Genomic DNA, 20,492 nt, shown 5'->3' with positions numbered 1-20,492 from the left:
TTCATTTTATCAACCTAAAAACGTAATAATCATGGGACGCATAAAGATAACAGACAATGAACAAACAATAACAAACGATGTCTTCATTGATCTTGCCTATCAAGAGGAGATATCTGTAGCCAAACATATCCTTCAGATAGACCCTGATTATATCAAGCTGTTAGGCTTTATCCCCACCCGGATACGCAAGCAGATTAATTCCGACATCGATGTCCGCCTGGAAGACGCGACGTGCACAGAGGGCATTTCCATTGAAAATGGACAGCAATGCCTCTACATCAAGCATAACGGTGCCATCCATAAAGGCACCTCCACACACAACATCAAAGGAACAACGGATATGGAGGTTGTTATGCTTTCCAAGGAAATGAACCTGAATGCCGACGAGTGGAGAGAAGCGCTGGTAAAACAAAAACGATACCAGGTAGGATATAGGTGGGTGGTAGAAGGACAAAAAAAACAAAAAGGAGAAATATGTGCTGCACAAAGACTATATCTTCAATGTCGCCTTCAGAAACCACTACAAGAAACCGGAAGTGGAGATACAACTCAACAAGGAATTTGAGGATGGGTACAACTACCGTCCTTCGCTAAATGGCTTTGTAGCTATCGGGCATATCACCGTATCGAATCCCAATGCCTTTAAGGCGACACCCGGACTGCACGGCATCTTGAGCATCTACTTGGAAGGAGAAGAAGGAGCTACCCAAGATGTCTATCTATGCCGGCAAAGTACCAATGACTATGTCCAGGATACTGATATTCAGGGATTGGAATCGGGAAGAGAGTTTCAATACGGCTTGTTCCTGGACACCAACCGTCTGGGTAATCCTGCCGCAGAAAAAGCCACATTTCGCATAAAAGCCACATTTCACTATGTGCCTTCCTATCTGAAATTGGAGGAAGAGAAAAACACTGCCACAATAGACAAGGAGTTTTTCATCATCAAAGATAAAGTCCATTCTGAATTAAGATGCTTTTTCCGTGATGGAACCACAGATGCATTCTCGCCACTTCCCCTGGTGTCCGAATATGACATTTCGTTGCGTCCCATCAATTACCAACCGGGATTGAATGCGGCACCCGTCTCTATCCTGCGCCTACAGAACAATGCCATTTCCAACGTCAACGGTCAAGATGCCAAAATAGTCATCAGCAGTTTTGAGACAAGGGTAATCTTGCATGAAAATTGCCCGAAGATTGAGATGCGGGACGGTTATGAAACAGAGAACTGTTTCACCATAAGAAACAGCAACGGAGACACATCGTCATCCGTGCTGAATCTGTACAATGCTCCCAACTCCTATGTTGACTACGAGATGCGATTTCATCCGGAACGGATTGGCCGGATTGAGACAAGAGATAAAACCAAACGCAGCTTCACAGTGGACATCAATGTGCGCATTTCGTACTACGAAGACCCGGATGGCAACCCTGACAACCGGAATACAACGCAGGAAATCGTATACAGATTCATCCATACCATCAACATACGCCCGCAAGACAAATGGTTGTGCATAGACTATGGTACATCGGCAATTGCCGCCTGTTATGGAACAAACATCCTAAACCTGAACAAGCAAAAAAGAAGAGTATTCGAAGGGGGCGGGTACAATGATTCTTCTTATTCGCAGGACATCCTTGAAAACGGGCTGCCTTTCATCTCGTCGGACATCATATTGCAGCAAGGTGGTTCCTTCGGTGCAACAGATACCACCAAACCATATAGTAAATTGGCAATATGCCTGTCGCCCACATCAAAATTACAGATACGTAACTATACCCAGTTGCTCCCATGTCTGAAATCTCTGGTGGGCTATTCCGAACTGCCCAATCTCTATTCTTACAAAGACTACAAATATCTCAATGCACAAGGGCAGCAGACGGCTGTAGCCATATTTGAAGAGGATGAAGATAGAGATGAGGTGAAAATAAAGTCTTGCTCTGAGTTAGGCAAGATTGACAGGTTGTTTTCCGAAGTTTACCGTATATTATTCAATTACTTCATTAAGCCTGCCATGCCCAAAGAGGCTATAAACAAAATTGTACTCACAATTCCCAATACGTATACTCCCAAGCATAAGAGCATCTTAAACTCTATAGTAAAAGACAACTTTCCTGACATCTATGAGGAATACATCCGCTTTGTCAGCGAGTCGGACGCAGTTGCCTGCTACTATCTGCACAACTGGCATGCACTGAACCACCAGATGAATGCCCGGCAAAAGGAACAGTTGAAGAAAGAAGAACTTGTACTGGTATATGACATGGGAGCGGGTACGCTGGACCTTACCTATTTCCACAAGAAGCAGGAAAATGGAGCTACGCCGCACACGACGGTAAAAATCCTCGGAAAGATAGGAATCAATAAAGCCGGTAACTACTTGGACTACATCTTGGCAGAAGTAGTATCCAAGAATGAAAAAAACAGTGATACTCTGCGGAATTGCGTAAAGTTAGACCAAAGTGTCTTAGGTGCTGAACGCGACCTGACAAACTACTATAAGAATTATATCAAAAACGTAGTAAAAGTAAAACTGAACCAGCCGGAGTATGCCGACAATGTCAAGATAGGAAACACACGTACAACGACCAATGTGAAAGTAGATATTAATGATGTACGCAATAATAGGTTATACAAACAATTCAAGAAGGAAGTCACCTCTGAACTATTGGACATTTTCTTTGAAGGACTTGGCTACGATGCCAGCCAGCACCCCAAGGTTGATACCGTAATCTTTTCCGGACGTAGTTCACGTTTGAAGGAAATCCGCGACAGCTTCCAGGAAGCTTTGGAGAAATGGGGAGTAAGCAACTGCAACATCGTTCAATTAGGTCCCGACCAGGAAGACGACACTACTGACTATAGCGACATTATATATACAGCCGAAGGCAATAACAGAAGCAAGTCCTCTTCTATCTTAAGCTCATATCCCAATACTCCGCAAAAGGCAGAGAACAGTTTGTTGGGAGGCTTTAACAAAAACGAAGTCAAGCAGCCCGGCAATACCCGGCAAGCCGAATCGGCAGGCAACAGGGTGGCCGAATCTGTACAAAGCTCCAACGCTGCCCCAACCTCCAAGGTTTCCTCGAAGGAAGCCCCTGTCAAAGAAGACAAGCTAAAAACCGTAGTGGTGGAGGGAGCAATGGTCTATGCCTCCATATTCAGCCGCAAAGACTCCATCATACAGTTCAACGCAGAGGACAAACTGTTTGCATCTTATGGTATTTTATATTATGCAGAGGGACTTTGGAAGTATGAAGAGATTCTGAAGCGAGGCACCCAACGAATAGCAGATGCCTCCCAAGACAACATTATCTTCGAAGGCGAAAAAGAACATATAAACTTGGGCAGCACCGACAGAATCCACTTTGTGCAGACATATATGTCACAGCAGATGACCGAAAGGGAATGGAGGAACAAATCAGAATATCTGTCCATCATGCAATCCGTGGGGTTAGACGTGTTCGACAACAAACATGATATGACCATCTCTGTGTCCATAACCAAAGATAACAATGTGAAGTTCGCCATCAACCAATATATATTGCCCGAAGTACCTGCCACCATTGACAGTCTGGACAACTCCGCTTACAAGAAGAGCGTATGGCCGGTTGTTTTCAACATTAATCAGAAAGAAACCTTTTAAAACAGAATAACGATGAAAAATCTCATATCAATCATTACTGCTTTATTTTATAGCGTAAGCCTCTATTGTGCTAACGTTGTTCCCCAGGAAACACCAGTTAAGTTTGAAATACATTATTCCGAGAAAGGTGTTAAGGCAAAAAATATCCCTGAAGGATGGAGCCTACAAAAGGACACTTTTATTTACTTAAGTGATGAACTTTGTCCGGTATGCACGCTGAAAGTTGTCAATGGCAAAGCTCCGAAAGCTGCATTAGCGGTTAAACTGCAGAATGAATTTGCAACATTTCCAGGTTCATCAAGGGATAGTGTAGCAATAAATAACAATATTCCTGTCATCTTAGATATGACCAATGCCTCTTATACGCAAATCATATTGGATAATACAAGTGTCTATTTCATTAAAAATCCACAAGCAGAAGTTGAACTGTCAGAGTGCTCCGACAGTCTGGATTACAATGGCATCTATTCTACAGGAATAGAATTCAAACTACGTATGAAGGCAGGTATGATTAAAAATTTCAAAATAGACAATGAAGCCCTTCGCGAAATCGGGATAAATGCAGACACAGATTCCGTACCATTCATACGGAATAGCTATTCCATCAAGATTGCTTTAGCAGACAAAGAGAAGTTTGAAAATGCAGTAAAAGAGAAGGGAATAGAAGAAGTGAATATTAAAGTTTCATATCTTACCTGTACGGATGGGACGAACTATGACAGAGAAGAATACAAGATTGTGAAACTGCCGATAAAAAATCTGCCAATCAACAAACAATCCTTCGCATTCGATCATTTTACAGTTTTGGAATTGAGTGCTTTGATTATCATAGTCGTCTTGATTATCATAGTCATAGTGCTTATTATTGCCATTGCCAACTTAAGCAAACAGATTTCAAAGGACAAACTGCCTCCATCAGAAGATAAACAAATGGCTCAGAAAGAGATAGAAAGACTGACTCAAACCAGCATTAAACTCCAACAAGAGAAAGAAGCACTTCTTCATGCAAAGGAGGCACTTGAGAAAGAGCTACTTGACGCCACTGAAAAGTGTAATGAATTACAAGGAGACATCCGCGAATACGAGAAAGCGGAAATAAAACAGAACCAAAAAGAGAGTCAATACAAAAAAGACATTACGAGCTTAAAAGGAGAAAAAGCTAGACTTACCGTAGACGTAAAGACTTGGAAAGACAAATGTGAGAAGCAAGAAAAGGCTACCAAAGATGCAACTGCAGCATGTGAAAAGCAAAAAGAAATCGCCGAAAAAGAAATACTGACAAGTTTGAAGAAAACCGGTATCAAAGGCGAAAACATAAAAGAAGCTGTAGCCTTTATGAAAAAAGGTCAAGAAGAAAAGAAAGCTACTCAAGACTTGATTTCACACATCCAGAAGAAACTCAGAAAAGACATACAAGTAACAGACAAAGAGAGTTTCAACCAATACTACGATGAACTGGTTGCATTATTGAAGGAGTTGACCGACAATGACGAAGTACTGAAAGGCGCAAAGACCTTGACCGAGTGCATCCAACGCATCGTGCCTGCTGCTCAAAAGGTAAAAGAAGAAAAACAAGAATGCCAAGAGCTGCTAAGTATTGTCAAGAACAAATTCGACCTGGAAAAAGGCGCTCTGAACACAAACTCTTTGGAAAAGGAACTTGATACAAGGATAGAACAAAGTAAATTAAATGATTTAGGGAAACTGGAAATCATAAATACCCCCTATCCTACAGTAGCCGAAACAATTGAAGCAATCAAAAAACAGATGTCAGAGATTGCCGGAAAAGTAGAAGACTTATACACGGAATCCGAGTGGGCATACCAAAAAGACAAACTGCCTCGCCAACTTGATACTGCAATCGAGAAAGCCCGTGAGCAAAAAGAAAAGGCTAAAGATTATAAAGAAAGCATCGAAACGTCTGTTGGCAGCCTCATAAAGGCATTTCCGAAAGAAAGGACACAAAATTTACAACATGTCGCTACACCGCAGGAGCAACTGAAAGGCTTAATTCCGGAAGTCGAGAAGATGCTTGAGATGGACGAACGTATAAAAAATGAGCATACGGAGATTTATCGTGCAAGATACCAGAAAATACTGGAAGACATATCAGAAATACTGGAAGAAGTAAAAGCTACCGCTAAAGAAGCAGTCATTGTCAGTTTCATCAATGAAACCAACGATGAGCTAAAAAATAATATTGAAGAAACCTCTGAAACCAACGTATTGAACGTCTTGGGAACCCAATTATGGCAAGACATCAGTTTGCAAGAGATATTCAAAATCCTTTCATTTGCATTATGCAAGATGGCGCAGAATTCACTGGGATGGGTGAACCGCCTGAGTATATTGGATGCCTACATGCAGACTGACGGCATAAAAGAGTGGTTTGAAACACGTGGGGTTGAAACCGAAAAGATTGTTCACGCGAATATGTTAGCGAGAAATCTGTTGGCCGAATTCGGCATACAGTTAGTGACACCGACATTATATAAGGAGCTGTATGATGCTACAAAATATCATGAAAGCGACAGACTGACCATCAACGGATTTATACCCAATTACCGGTCACTGATGAAAGCCGGCGGAGACCTGATTATAGACATTTATTCCATCGGCATCATCCAGAACGGTCAATGGATAGCTACTCCAATCGTTGTACATGAAAAGAATTAAAGCGTATGTTTCTAAGTTTAGACATAAGAGATTATAATAATGTGCGAATCGCCATGAAAACCGCTTCGGGAGATATGCACGTAATGCATGTCCCACCAATGTTGTCTCCCTGTCTGTTTTACAGGCAAGAAGACAACATCACACGAATAGTACAGCAAATGATTCTATTCTGCGAGACGTACAATACCCCTCTCCGGAAAATCAGAGCACTAACTCTGCTTTTCTCCACACAAGAACCCGAAGCCAATAAGGATAGAATCAAGAATTACTTGTGCAGCCTGTTCACGCCCGAGCTGGTTTATTCGGAGTACAAAAAAAACAGTACTAATGCAGGGGATGATATATGGGTGCAGAACATCCATCAGTCCATTATATCGCACATCCGGAAAAGACTGCCGGTACCAGCATCCGAACGTGAGAAGAAAGTATTCGAGAAAGTGCTCCATTTTGAATATTGGCGTACTTTATGGGCTTTCATCGAAGGCAAAGAATCAATAGTTCTGTTTGACCATGCGATTTTAAAGAAATATCTTCAAGAGCTTCTTACATTACAGAACGAAATAAAATATTCTAAAGAATACATAGAACAAGCCATAAACAACCAAAGCAATGGTATAGAAAACCCGATAGAAGCATTCATCGAACGCGTCGGCATGCACGATACGATAGATGGATGCAGCCGCTTCAAAAGTCAAATAAACATTTATGGCCCTTGTAAAGACGAAAATGGAATATGGGTATCCAGGCAACTGCTGCATCAGATACCTTCTTTTTCTTTAGCCCAGGAGTTCATGTTCACCGTAGAAATGCCCCAACAGGCTGCAAAGGATTTCTTAAAATTATCCACCTATTTCCAGATAGAAATTGAAGGAAAGAATATATTGGAAGGAGCTGGAATCTGGTATATCCAGAAGAAAACGGAAATGATAAAAATAAAGTTTGCCTTAGATACAAGGCACGGAGGAACTCTTTCCATCCATTCGGACGATATAACACCGGACAATGAGCGCAGTAAAAGTATTATTATTCACCAAGCACTTTAAAGATTATGCCTAATAGAACTTTGTTAGAACTGAATACTCAGACATCTCCTTTTTCTCTGCACAGCTGCGGACAGAAAGGCCTGGGCCGTCTCATCGAAGAAGAAATAGCCCTAGAACCCGAAGAAATCAGCAGCAAGAAAGTGTGGAGTATATTTAAACCCCAAAGACAATTATCAGCCCCCACCATAGCTCTCGGAGAAGTAGCATCCGATTCACTGGCAATCAGACAAGGGGCTACACTCTTAAAGGTTACCCTACAAAGGTATTCCATAGGCATTGATAAGGCAAACATTACTTTCCATGTCGCACTTGATCCGGAAGCTATATCAGACATATTAGAAGCCGGAAAGCTCAAAGTCTCTGTTGATTTTGACATCAAAATTAATCTTGAGGGCCGTAAGCAGATAGTAAAGGAATACACTGCCATCATTTATTGTACCCCGGAGCCGATAAAGTCTCCTCACGTAGAGTCCAAATCTCTGGATGTCGTACATGCCCATAGCATCAAAGACATCGGGTACTTATATTTCTCTTATCCAACCAATCTGGAATATGACGGCACTATTAAAATAACAGCCTGTCTGTGCTCTCTAAAAAGAAACGGAGCTGAACTGGCATTGGACAAACTGACATTCACCTCCTTACAATGTGATGGTATCATAACACAGCACTATAACCTGGAAAGCCAAAAACTGGAAGTGGATGGGCTAAAGAACGACAAGGTGAGAGTAACACTCTCATTGAACCTGGAAGACCAGGTATTAACTCCCAATCCGGTAGACAAAGATTCTTATGAAATCCAGATAAAGTATGAATATTCCTATAATCAGTTAGACATACCGCCCAGAACCGAAACACGTAACTTCTCATTTCAAGTTAAGGCGGACAATTCGCGTCCCGCGCTATACGTCACCTGCCAGCAATGGAAAGGAGGTATTGAAAACCTGCTACTACTAAAACCGGGAGAACGACTTGATGCATTGAAACGCGAAATAACGTTGGCGAAGTCACGGCTGGCAACCATCAACGAGGTTTCCGCCGTAAATGAATCCATCTCTTTCGCATCCTTAAAACTAAAGAATATAGCTTCCGACGCTCCGGACATCGAGCCTTGCACCTTCTTTCCCGAAGGATGTACATACAGTGTAACATTGATGAACCAGAAGCAGGAAGAAATAAAGCATTGTGATTTCCTGAAAATAGCGCAAGGCTGTTCTTTATCTGACGTGTTCTCTTTAGGAGATGCCACGAACTGCTCATGGTCGGACATCTTACGCCAGCAGAACCAGCTGAATGGACAAGAATGCATTGAACTGTTCTTAAAGTTAAATTCCAATTTAATAGAACAGATAGACCGTACTCTGTTTCCGCCGGAATTGGGCATGAAGTTCAATGTAAAATGCGAACTTCATCTAAAGTATCAAGAAGGAACGGACATCCAGGCCAAAGAAGTTTCATTAGTCTTCACCATTCCGATGCAACCCGACTTCGGAGACAACTGGCTCTGCCTAGACTATGGAACGTCTGCAATCGTGGCCTATTATGGCGACAGTATACTGGCACTGAACACAGAGAAGAAGCGTTTCCTAGAAGAGAAAGGACTGTTCACAGAGGAAAAAGACTTGATGAGCAATGTCAATTCCCCTTTATTGTCATCCGACCTCCTGTTCCTGCATGATACCCAACAGGAAGAATGGGAATTGGACAGCCCTTACTTTCTCTCACCGACCAAAACAATGCTGGAAGATGCCAACCTCTCAAACAATTTGTTGCCCTGCCTGAAAATCATGGTAGGCCGTGAAAAGCTAATCAACTATCAGAACTATTTCCATATCCGGTTTAAGGATCAGGGCAAGGAAACAGTATTAGGCGCCTTGGAAAAGCCTTTATTGAACCGTTCTCCCCTAATCAAAATAGACTATATCTTTCAGAATGCCTACCAATTCCTGTTTAAGAATTATATTTTGCCTTTGACGAAGCAAGAAAACCGTACCATCAGCAAACTGGTGGTAACCGTACCTAATACATATCGCCCTTCGGACACGAAAAAAGTTATTGATACAGCCAAAAAGACATTCGAATGGCTGCGGGATGACGAAAACATACTTGTGCTAAGCGAAAGCGAAGCCGCTATTTGCTATTATTACACAAATAGGAATACATTATTGCCGCCTGCAAGTTTAAAAGAGCATGAGTCTCTGTTCAGAGGGGCAGGCGAACACATCCTTGTTTACGATATGGGAGCCGGCACACTCGACATCAGCTATTGCAAGGTTACCGCTACGGAAATAGACATCATAGGAAATATAGGTTGCTATTATGCCGGGAATATACTGGACTACGCTTTCGCCTTTGACGTCATAGATGAATATCTGGAAAACAACCATGCGGCACTAAACGATGATCAGATAAAATTCCTGCAGCAGTTAGTGGCACTGGACATCAAAGAAGAAGATAAGATGGAAAGCATTGAGCTATACCGGAAAAAGTATAAAGACTATATACGTACCATAAAAACCATGCCATCTCAGTACGAGAACATGAAGTTTGAACTGCCCACACCCCTGTTTGCCCAATCGGCGAACACTCTATATGCCAATCCCGAATTGTTGGAATACAGTCATTGGAGGAAAGGCAAAGAGATAGAACTATACAACTTTGCCTGCAACCATCTGCTACTTGAGGCATTCTTCTCCACATTAGGTTTTACAAAAGAAAAGAGGGTGCCCATTGATGTCCTTATGTTCACGGGAAGAGCCAGTCAGCTGACCGGGCTTGCAGACAAAATCATAAGCAACATTAATACCAAATGGCGTAAACAATTGGGCAGGAAGTATAACGTAATATCCTTAACCGGAGACCAGCGCAAGACCGTTGTCGCTGAAGGAGCTCTTAATTATGCAAACATCAAATACCAACGCATGGAAGGTGTAACGTTTGTAAGAAACAAGATATATGCACGCTACGGAGTCATGTACAATAATGGCGGAGACTGGGTATTTGAAGAAATCTTGGGACCAAACAGTACCATAAAGCCCCAACAGAACATCTTGTATGATAATACGATCAAGATTAACAATACGCAAAGAGGAGCCATACATATTGTACGCACTTATGACAAAAAACCGGAAATAGTATGGAAAGCCATGCAACAGGATAATCCAAGCTTGAAGACCGAAAACGATTCGCTCTATCAAGCTGTCAACTATACAACAGTCTTATATACGCAGCAGCCTAATTTTGATCCTAACATGAATCAGGATTTAGCTATCCGCCTCCAAATTACAAACAACATGGATCTCTTGATTTCCATAACCGATTGTAATCTGGGAACTGCCATAGATATTATGGTAGGCGCCTGTGTATCAGAAGAGAAGAACAGCAATATATCATTCAAAAAGAGTATATGGCCCAGTTTAGAACAATAAAAAATAACCATTATGTATAAAGTACCCCTTATTATCAACCAAAGAGATGTAATAATCGCATTGCATCCATCTGATTTGCCAACGAAGAATGTTGCTATTGACACTTTTGTTGTGGACAATACCGAACTACTCCGTTTCTACAAGAAAATACTGGCGTTAGATTACGACGGTCCTCTCAGTAACGACTACATCCTGAATATTTCTGCCATCAGCAGAAAGGAAGACGCCATCACCGTTGAATTTACGACGTTCAAGCAAGGCGGCATAGCTTATAGTCAAGACGGATTAGAACTGACCAATGACCATTATTGCTATTTGCGCTTAAAACAGTTTCCCAACGAAGCCACTCGTTTCCACATCCACCTTATCGTAAAAATCAACGAAATCCAATATGAGGGTGATGTCTATGTGGTTGTGGCAGATAAACATCATATTTATGATGCTGTATTCGACTTCGGTTCTGAAGCCTCCCAAATTTTATGCCACGCACGCGATAAGGAACTCGGCATAAACGACATCATGCCTTTATACGGTAAGGTGAAACATTCATATGGAAAAGAATTGCTGAAGAAGGCATCTGAAGTTGAACAGGGTGAGACAAATATTATCAGCGAGGATTTACGCAAGCAATATAGGGAGCAAATGAGTAAAAGCAACAAAGAATCAGAAGAAATCGATGATTCCGAAATCATTCAGCATGACGATAGCGACCGCCTGAACAGACTCTATAAATCAATCTATTATGCTCCCGGCACTCTCTTGAAAGAAGACTTCAGGAGACGCACGGATGAGCCTACGAACCAGAACTTTATATTCTTCAACAAGGGAGAGGATATTCCTGTATTCGAAAAGAATAACTATTTTGTTATGCCCAACCTTAAAGTAGCGCAATATGGAGGAGTTGTGTTACCTATGATTAACAGTGGCCAAACGGTAAACGACCACTTGTCGCATTACAGGAGGGTCATTATGAACTTCTTCATCCGAATGATACTGGACACAGTCTCAAACATCCTTGACGATGAAGAAGAGGACTCTTACGATGATGAAAAAGAATACACCACTCATAGAGCAATCAACCTAATTGTACTTGTGCCCAATTCATATACCCAAGAGGTAGTTACCAAAATGCTGAAAGACTTGCGTTGCGACATAACCAAACTTCTGGCAGAGGAGAAATACAAATCAATTATAGGATGTGAGATTTCCACATTCTCGGAGAGCGACGCCTCTTTCCTTGGCATGATGACGCAACATCAAGACATCTTAATCAATACAATTGGGGAAAACAAGAATATCCTGACGATTGACGTCGGCAAGGGTACCACCGATTTCTCCGTAGTACAAACACGGCAGAAAGGCTTCCACTGGTTGATAGAAGAGAAATACAGATCCGGTTTTATCGGTGCAGGAAACGTTATCTCTTTCGCGTTATATGCCAATTTATTGGCACACTTGTTTCAAGTATATCAACCTAATGCCACAGACCTCCAGATAAAGCAAAGAGTAGAGGAATATACAAGACAAATCACAGACCCCGACAAGAAAGAAGACAGGAATTATCTGTCGCTATTAATACATATTATAGAGAAATACAAGAAGATCCATACGTCTGTTCATGCCACAAATTCTGAAAAGAATTGGCGGGCATTCATGTCGTCGGAGCCTAAAAATGCCAATTTAGATGAGATAAAACTGTCCACCATTGTCGAAGCATTTGCCTACTGTGAAAAGAAGAAAAGTATCTTGGGTGATGACTATGGCTATATTGCCAATGCGGTAAATGCCATCACCACCAAATTTGAAAAAGAAATTGATTCATGGAATGATCGGGCCAATTTATCCATCGATTATGTGATATTGGCCGGACGTGGTATGCTGTTTCCCGAATTGCGTACCCAAATCGAGGAAATGATCAGACGTAAATTCTCGGAGAAATGTACAATCCTGACCAAGAAGAACGTTAGTGTCGGCACGGTGAAAAACTTCTGTCTGTTTGGTCCGCTGAATACCTCGTTAATCTACGACGGCAATATGGATATGGTGGGTTGGCCCACTAAATATGAACTGAAGAACGGGACTAATGAAATGGATGACCAAGATGAGACCAAAGGCCATAAACCTACTTCCAAGTTCAAACGCATTTTCGAGATTTATAAGGGAATCAGAGGAGATTCTGAGAACCCGGATTCTGAACCTGACAGCATAAGTGAGGTTTATACACCAACAATACAGAAAGAACCAAAGGAGATTACGGAAGACCGCGAGATTACATACAATGACGAGCTATGCAGTAAGACGCTCTTAACACCTAACAGCCGCTATCTGATAGGAGGGAAATACTATATCATTAAAATACCCAGGTACACAAATATAAAAAATGAGGAAGCCGTATCTCTGAATGTATTCTTCGACGGAGAAAGATTCGTTGCCCGCAGCAATGACGGCTGTTTCTATTTTGAACCTGCAGGAGCAGAATTGCAAGATAATTTAGTGTTCGAAACTCAGTTTCCTTACGTCACCGCCGATAATGAAGGAGAAATCAGTGTCCTAAAAGGAAGTGAAGAAACGTCCGTTGCTGCAGCAAAACCTTCAGAAGATAATGATATGAAGACGAATAGTTCCAGTCAAGACAATGGCAAGGGAATCCCCTCTGCAGATATAGAGGATGACGTATAAATAAAATAGTAAGAGGAGGAATTATATTATGAATACAAAAGGTGTTGCTTTTTTGACTATTGCTGCAACTTTAGCAGCTATCAGTGTCACTGTGTTCTTGATTGAATGGGAATCTTCTCCACTCATAATTCTGTTTGTGGTTTTGGGACTGCTGGCCATCGTCAGCAATCTTATTCTGGTATCCAAACTATTTGCCATGTACCAGAAGTCCAAACGGCAGGTGCAATCCGTTCTCTACGAAAAAGAGTGCATGGCAGATGCAATGGAAAATATCCGGAAAGAAATGCAGCAACAAAACTTGCAGTTATCCGAATTTGAAGTGATAAGAAAGAATCTCCAGAAATTCAAGAGTTTCCCGGATATTCAGTCCGACAGCTCCATAAACGAAGACTTCGGGAAGATAATTTCATTTCTCCTTAACTTAAACTTATCCCCGGTAAACGAACAATCGCTGCTCCGGGTCGAACAAAAAATAGAACGGCTCACAACAGCAAACCAATTCTTGTCGGCTTTGTACAACACTCAATGGAAAAGGCTGAATGACAAACTTGCGGAGTGTGAAGATATTATCAGCCCTCAAAATCAGGTTGACATACAACAGGCTGTTTTTGAACTGGCATTACCACTCCACGACTTTCTGAGTTGGTATGCCAGGGATCTCAATTATCTGAACCGATATACCTATAACATTAACCTCGTCAAGAACCAGATGCAAACGTCGGATGCGACTTTCAACGAGGTACCCTCCGTATCGGGTAATCCCTACAAATGCCCCAAAGATGTCAGAGGGATAAAACAACTCTTAACCAATATAGGCGTCAAGCAATTGGAGGTCTTTATTTTAGGATATAAATTTTGAATTTACAGATTATGAATACACTGAGAAGTTTCGCTTTCTTGTGCATAATTATTGCCTTGATTATCTGGGGGCATCCCGGAAGTTTTATCTTCCTGTTTGCCGTTGTAATCGTTTCGCTAACTACGTTTCTTTTAAATAAACGCAACCATCCGTATGGTTTGCTGGAAAAGTTTGGAATCGATATACGTTTTCAGAGTGCAGTATTTCTAATTATAATAACCATATTTTCTTTCTGGACTGCTTCCAGATATTTCTATGCAGACGACCAGATATACAAGAACGTGGATCATCATGCTTTAGGCTTGAATGGGTTCCAGATTAACGATTCTCAAGTAATGTTGGTTACCAATGACAGTACGGCTTTGTTTGATGAGGAAATCACTCCCGGGAAGCTAAACCTATGTTTCCAGTCCGACAGTTGTTCCACATTACAATACAAAGGTTTTTCCCGTCCTATTTATGTCAGTACTCCCGGCACGCAGGAATATTATCTTGGCAATGCAAACAATATGCCCTCGTTCCATTCACAGTTCTCGCTGATAAGCAATGCAGAACACCAAAAGCTATCTATGCGTATCGAGTACAATGAGAAGAATGTGTGGGATTTAATCTGTTCTGTTCTCCCTTTTAAGGGCACTGAAAAGAAAAAGAAGGAGATATTATACATATTTACATTAAGTGGAATAGATGGAAACGAAGAAGCAATAATCGACACAAGTCTTGTAGATAAAGACCTGCAACGCGGTTATGCACTCCGTGACATGATACCCGTAAAGATAGCCCAAGGACTCAGATTCTCTGTCGACGGCATAACACTCGTACGTGAGCATTATATACGTAGCGAAAGTCCTAAAGACTGTCGTTCGCAACCTTTCTATTTGGGATTATACACACAAGTTTACCAAAATGATAACTCTCTTGATTTTGAGAATGACAATAACAAAAAATATCGTCTGGCTGATTATCAAGAGACAGAAGGCAGTATTCAATTATCTCCGAGTTCATATTTCTATGTAGATGCTTTCGGCAAATATGTCACTCCGAGAATGAAAGTCCTACCCCATAGCAAACAGATACATTTTTCCCTACCTTATTATAAGCCCTTAAAGAGCGACGAGCCTTGCGGAAAGGATATGACATTCTATATCACCAGTGACAAGAATCATATTGTTGACCTTAAATTATCCAATAATTATCTATTTGATATTTTACATAAGCAAAGTAACATCAACCATATAGGAGGGTCTTTATCCTACAACTCCGGATATACTGAGGACTCTTTAGTAGTCAGGTGGAGCAACCGTTTTATCCCCTCAGAGACAGAAAAAGGTGTTTACCTGTTAAAGGCCGATAATGAGAAAAGTGGCGTTAGCTGGATGTTTAAAGTCACCAACTTCCGGGAGACAACTCCGTTCCAGCCAGAAGTGTACTTCATTTACTTATTCATAATCTGCACATTAGCCTGTTTTTCACTGCTAATTACTCCATACAATATACAGCACGGAAAAATATCCCACCGGCATAATACCCCTTATGCCGAGTTATCCTTATGGACTATAATAATCGTGTTATTTACCGTACGCTTCTTTTTTAACTGGCGGGTATCTGTGTTCCCTCCCCTCGAAGGAGTATCTAGTTTTGAGTGGAACAACATTATTAATTATAAGCCTTGGTGGTGGGCCATTCCTTGCTTCCAGTTAGCTATTATTGTATATAAGATAGGGTATTATCTGAAGAATTATACCCAATCCCGGTTATCACGGGGCATCAACAAAGCTTGCCAAAAGCTTTATCCCCGAAAGTTGACATTGCAACAGCTCATACTAATATGCTGGGTTATATGTCTTTCATCAGCGTTCATCGGACACTTTTTCTTTGGAGGCTATATTCGGTATTTCCTGATAGCCCTTCCATTACTTCTGTTCTTCATTATAGAATACCTTATTGCCGAACTTTACAAAAAATCCTATAATGGAGAATTGCCACGACATAGTTTTGCCAACTATAATCTAACATTATGGCATTTCTTCAATTACCTCATTTTCTTAGGTCCAGTCTTGCTATTCGACTCCGGATACGCCATAATGTTCATATTCTTCGTCCTATTGCGCACCATTTTCCTGTTCCGTGATTATCAGTGGGCATGCATAGAAGCGAATGAGGTTCCTATATATGGCAACTTCTACCGCAAGTTATTGGAGAAGCAAGTCATCTTAGAGGAAAGGATTAAAGAATTATCAGATTCCGGGGATACAAATGAGAAAGACAGGTTGCAGAAGACACTGAAAGATATTAAGAGGCAACGTCTGGTCAAATTCAACATCATATACATCATTATTGGCGTAGTCTTTGTGCTGGCTTGCATCCTGGCTCCACACATATTGACGATGACCTATTTAGGAGCCATTCTTTTCACAGTACTCATTACGGGAATCATTTATTTTTGGGTCAACGCCTGCTGTAAGGTTCAGAACTTGAAGTTCAACCGCAACTGGAGGATAGGTGTTATAGCTTTCACGATTGTTATTTCAGGACTCGGCTGCTATAAGATTTTTATCGATGACAGTTCAATGCTGCACATGCGGTATCGCTCCATGGTGTTGGTGAAAGACTGGAACAGCATCATGCAAGAAGAAAGCATGGACAACGAAAACAAGATAAACCGTTTTTTGCAGGCTTCCGAAAACAAATGGATTATCGACTATTTCCTTGACAATGCCAACGACCTGTCCGAAAGTCGTTTCAAGATGCTCCCCCATAGCAAATTGGGTGCATTATGGGGAGCACAAATGACAGACCTTACTCTCATACGCTTTGGCATTGCAGAACATTCAGAGCTATTCTTCTGGGGGATAATGGCACTATTTTTCCTGTTATTCTTCTTTACTTACACTAACCCCATACAAAAGAAAAAGACGATAAACAGGAATATAGCAGTCAGCATAATTCTCCTTTTATGCATTCAGTGCATCTTTATTTGGATGTCCGTAACGAACCAGTTCATATTCTTTGGGCAGGATTTCCCTATGATATCCATACAAAGTAATTTCTCTTTGGTATATATCATGCTTCTGGTAGGCATGGTTATCGCGTCCATATTCCCTGAGTCACAAGACATGAAGCCGGAGAAAGCTGATGCCAAATACAATGAAGGTCAAGTCAGATTCAATATGTTTTCTGCAAGAATAGGAAAGCATTACACCATCTTTCTGATAATTTTGGTCGGAGTATTGGCTATAGCGCGTTTCAGACTGGTAAAATCAGATTCGACCTATAACATTGATTTATCTATGAACGAGCCGACTCTGGAACTTGTAAATGAATGGTTAAACGAATACCAAATCAGCCAGGATGAATCTTATAACAAGAAATATGCAAACAGCATTGTAAAGGGAGGTGGAAAGAGTCCTGCATGTATAAGTTTCTTTAAGGCATTCGAGTCTAACATCACAAAAGTTGCAGACTTGGAGGAAATCCAGGATGTAGCCAATCAGACAGGCATAGGTACCTCCATCCAGGAAGTGCTTTCCACAATAAACGCAGATGCCATTGATTCACTTAACATCTGCATCACGCAGGATATGCCGACGAACACAGGCACTGTCTACCTGCTAAAGAACGACAGGCTGAATAATCACATTGCCCAGTACAAGAGGATATGGAGAAGCAGCAATATTAAGATGGAGACTTACCTTCAGGATAATGCCACCTATCTGCGAATGAGCTATAATTCGCAGAAGAATCCGCTCTCGGATGTGGAAAAGAATGAATTGGAATTCATCAACCGCCTGTTCTTAATGTACCAGCAGCGCTCCGGTGCCAGCAGAATCTCGCCCATGGCCAAAGAATATGCCCGGAATCTGATTCGTGACGGAGACGTTTCCACTTTCTTCTACGACTTTGACAAAGCATACAAACTGCGGGACAGACTGGACAACGACAGCATCAACCGGAAGTATGCGCTTACCAAGTTCGGCAAGGGTCTGATATATGCTTTCCTGAACTCGTATTGCAAAAACAATGTATATTCCAATATTATATTCATGCGTACCAACCGCAATACAGGTATGCTGGAACTTGCTCTGCATAGAAACTACTATATGCACGACAACCCCATCGACAGCCGTAACTATTGGAAGGGAGACCTTACCGCCGCATCCGCCTACCACAACGAAACGGTATTTCTTGATAGCAAGAAGCAAGTGGAGGTATGCAAAGCAGACTTTGGAGAGATAGATATACCTATTGAAGGAGGAAAGCTATGGCAGATACCAACCACATGGACTCCGCAATCACAGCAGACGCCCATTGTGATTCTTACTGCAACCCCCGGTAGGAAGATGCAACTGACCAGCTATTATCAGAACAACTATGATGTTTACGAAGGCGACGGAAACTATAGCGTAATGCGTGTATTGCCGGGCGACAAGCTGGGTAACCATCAGCTTCTGTTTGAAACCAAAGAATATGTGGCAAAAAATATATGGCTGAACGGACACCACACCTTTATCTATCCGCAAAAGTACGGTTTCTATTGGGCCAAGCCCTATTCGGACTTTGTCAGCAAAGTATATACCAGAAAACAGAAACAGACAGCACAAGACACCCCGGAGCAAAAGCTAAAGATAGAGTCTTACCAAACCACATTGGATATGCGATTGAGCCAGGAGTTATATGCCATTATGGATAACCTAAAAAAAGAGGCAGACATGAGTGTCATCGTTGCCAATGCAGACGGACATATAAAGGCAATGGTAGATTTTAAGGATAATCCCCAACTGCGCCTGGATCCCAATGATGAGATATCATATAGCCAATGGGCAGAGAAACTGAACATGCTGGCATTGGGAGGTGAAGAGCGCGACTTGTTCGGCAATCTGAATCTCTTTCCGCTACGCTTCGGTCCGGGGTCTTCATTGAAACCTATGACATTTGCCGCTGTGACCTCCGGCTACAATATAGGTTGGGAAGGTTTCCGCCTGGTAGGTATGGAAGCCCCCCACAACAATGCAACCCATTATGCAGGAAAAACCTTGGGGATGAAAACCGGATGGAGGTCGTTGCCTTCGGATGAACCGGGTCCCGGTGAGGCCTTCAATATCGAGAAGTATATCTACCGCTCAAGTAACTTCTTCAATTCCGTAATGGTCTATATAGGCTCGTTCGATGCATCACGCTTCAACAAGGAATTCTGCCAGGTGGGCAGGGCAGACGGTGCAGACAACACTCTATTTACTGTCGCCCACAATATAAAGAAAGAAAGTTTCCCGGTTGTCGAAGTAAATCATCGCAGGAGCAAGTTCAATCAGATATTGGAACCGACCAAGGAAAAGAATCCCCTGATAGCGCAGCAGTTTGAACAGAACTTCACTATGCCTGCACGGTCTTTATTTGCATCAAGCAAGAATTCCAACATATTAAGTTACCGTAAATCCGCCACCAACGGACTAGATGCAGACTTGCGCAGGTATGCACAGGATTATGAAATCTCACTCGTACAGAATGAGTCGTGGACTGCTCCGGAACCATCATTTATAGATTTTGAGCTTCGAAAGAATCCCACCGAAGTTAATTACGCATCAGCCATCAGAGGAGTTACCTTAGGTATGAGACGTTTTATGGACATTACTCCTCTGAAGATGGCCGAAATGTTCGGAAAGCTGGCGTCCATGAATACAAGCTTCCACCTGACCGTGAATCCGGAATATCACAATGAAGTCACCGACTTCTCCATAGATGACTCTTGGGGCAGCGAAGACAAATATACCAGTTTCTTGGGAAACAACCTCTTCAAAGGAATGGCATCCGTCATAGACTACGGAACAGCTACATACTTAAAAGGCATAAAGAAGCAGCTGCATGATGAAAACAGAAACGTCTTCATGTATGCCAAGACCGGTACCATTAACGATAGTTCCATCAACGAAGAAACCGGTTTATTGGCTGTTATCATCTCGGACACCGATTTGCAGACCGCCAACAAGGAGCAGAGAAGGACCGCCAAATTCTATGTCATCTATATGTTTATGGATAACATCAAAGGTAACGGAAAGGCCAAGCAGGACTTGCAGAAAGGCTGTGTACAGGCAGTTGTCAACTCCAAGCATTTCAAGAATTACATAACAGGAAACGGAAAAAAGAAAAACTAAAAAAAAGC

The 20,492-nt window shown here is 41.8% G+C and carries 8 protein-coding genes; all 8 read left to right on the top strand.

Annotation, left to right across the window (positions count from 1 at the left end; translation table 11 throughout):
• Positions 1 to 31 precede the first annotated feature (31 nt).
• The 8 genes from BACINT_RS06755 to BACINT_RS06720 are packed head-to-tail and all read left to right on the top strand — an operon-like array spanning position 32 to position 20,484.
• Complete coding sequence (locus BACINT_RS06755; protein WP_007661658.1) at positions 32 to 565, top strand: hypothetical protein; 534 nt, start codon at positions 32 to 34, stop codon at positions 563 to 565.
• Positions 477 to 3,650: an acetate and sugar kinases/Hsc70/actin family protein gene (locus BACINT_RS06750; protein WP_198136845.1), complete on the top strand. Its 3,174-nt coding sequence runs from the start codon at positions 477 to 479 to the stop codon at positions 3,648 to 3,650. The genes BACINT_RS06755 and BACINT_RS06750 overlap by 89 nt, the downstream gene beginning before the upstream one ends.
• Positions 3,651 to 3,662: 12 nt before the next feature.
• Entirely contained in the window at positions 3,663 to 6,326 is a 2,664-nt protein-coding gene (locus tag BACINT_RS06745) for a hypothetical protein (RefSeq protein ID WP_007661654.1), read from the top strand.
• Positions 6,327 to 6,331: 5 nt separating this feature from the next.
• Positions 6,332 to 7,369, top strand: coding sequence for a hypothetical protein (locus BACINT_RS06740; RefSeq protein WP_007661652.1), 1,038 nt, complete (start codon positions 6,332 to 6,334; stop codon positions 7,367 to 7,369).
• Positions 7,370 to 7,374: 5 nt separating this feature from the next.
• Positions 7,375 to 10,797 (top strand): acetate and sugar kinases/Hsc70/actin family protein, encoded by a 3,423-nt coding sequence (locus tag BACINT_RS06735; protein WP_007661650.1) that lies wholly within the window; start codon positions 7,375 to 7,377, stop codon positions 10,795 to 10,797.
• A gap of 12 nt (positions 10,798 to 10,809) precedes the next feature.
• Positions 10,810 to 13,476, top strand: coding sequence for an acetate and sugar kinases/Hsc70/actin family protein (locus tag BACINT_RS06730; protein WP_007661648.1), 2,667 nt, complete (start codon positions 10,810 to 10,812; stop codon positions 13,474 to 13,476).
• Positions 13,477 to 13,504: 28 nt separating this feature from the next.
• A complete protein-coding gene (locus BACINT_RS06725) occupies positions 13,505 to 14,335 on the top strand; it encodes a hypothetical protein (protein ID WP_007661647.1) in 831 nt (276 codons plus the stop codon).
• A gap of 11 nt (positions 14,336 to 14,346) precedes the next feature.
• On the top strand, positions 14,347 to 20,484 hold the full coding sequence (locus BACINT_RS06720) for a hypothetical protein (protein ID WP_007661644.1): 6,138 nt from the start codon (positions 14,347 to 14,349) through the stop codon (positions 20,482 to 20,484).
• Positions 20,485 to 20,492: the final 8 nt, after the last annotated feature.

It is taken from the genome of Bacteroides intestinalis DSM 17393 (assembly GCF_000172175.1).
In the GTDB taxonomy this organism is placed as follows: Bacteria; Bacteroidota; Bacteroidia; order Bacteroidales; family Bacteroidaceae; genus Bacteroides; species Bacteroides intestinalis.
Note: the sequence above shows the minus strand (reverse complement) of the source record. Positions and strands in the feature narration are given on the sequence as shown.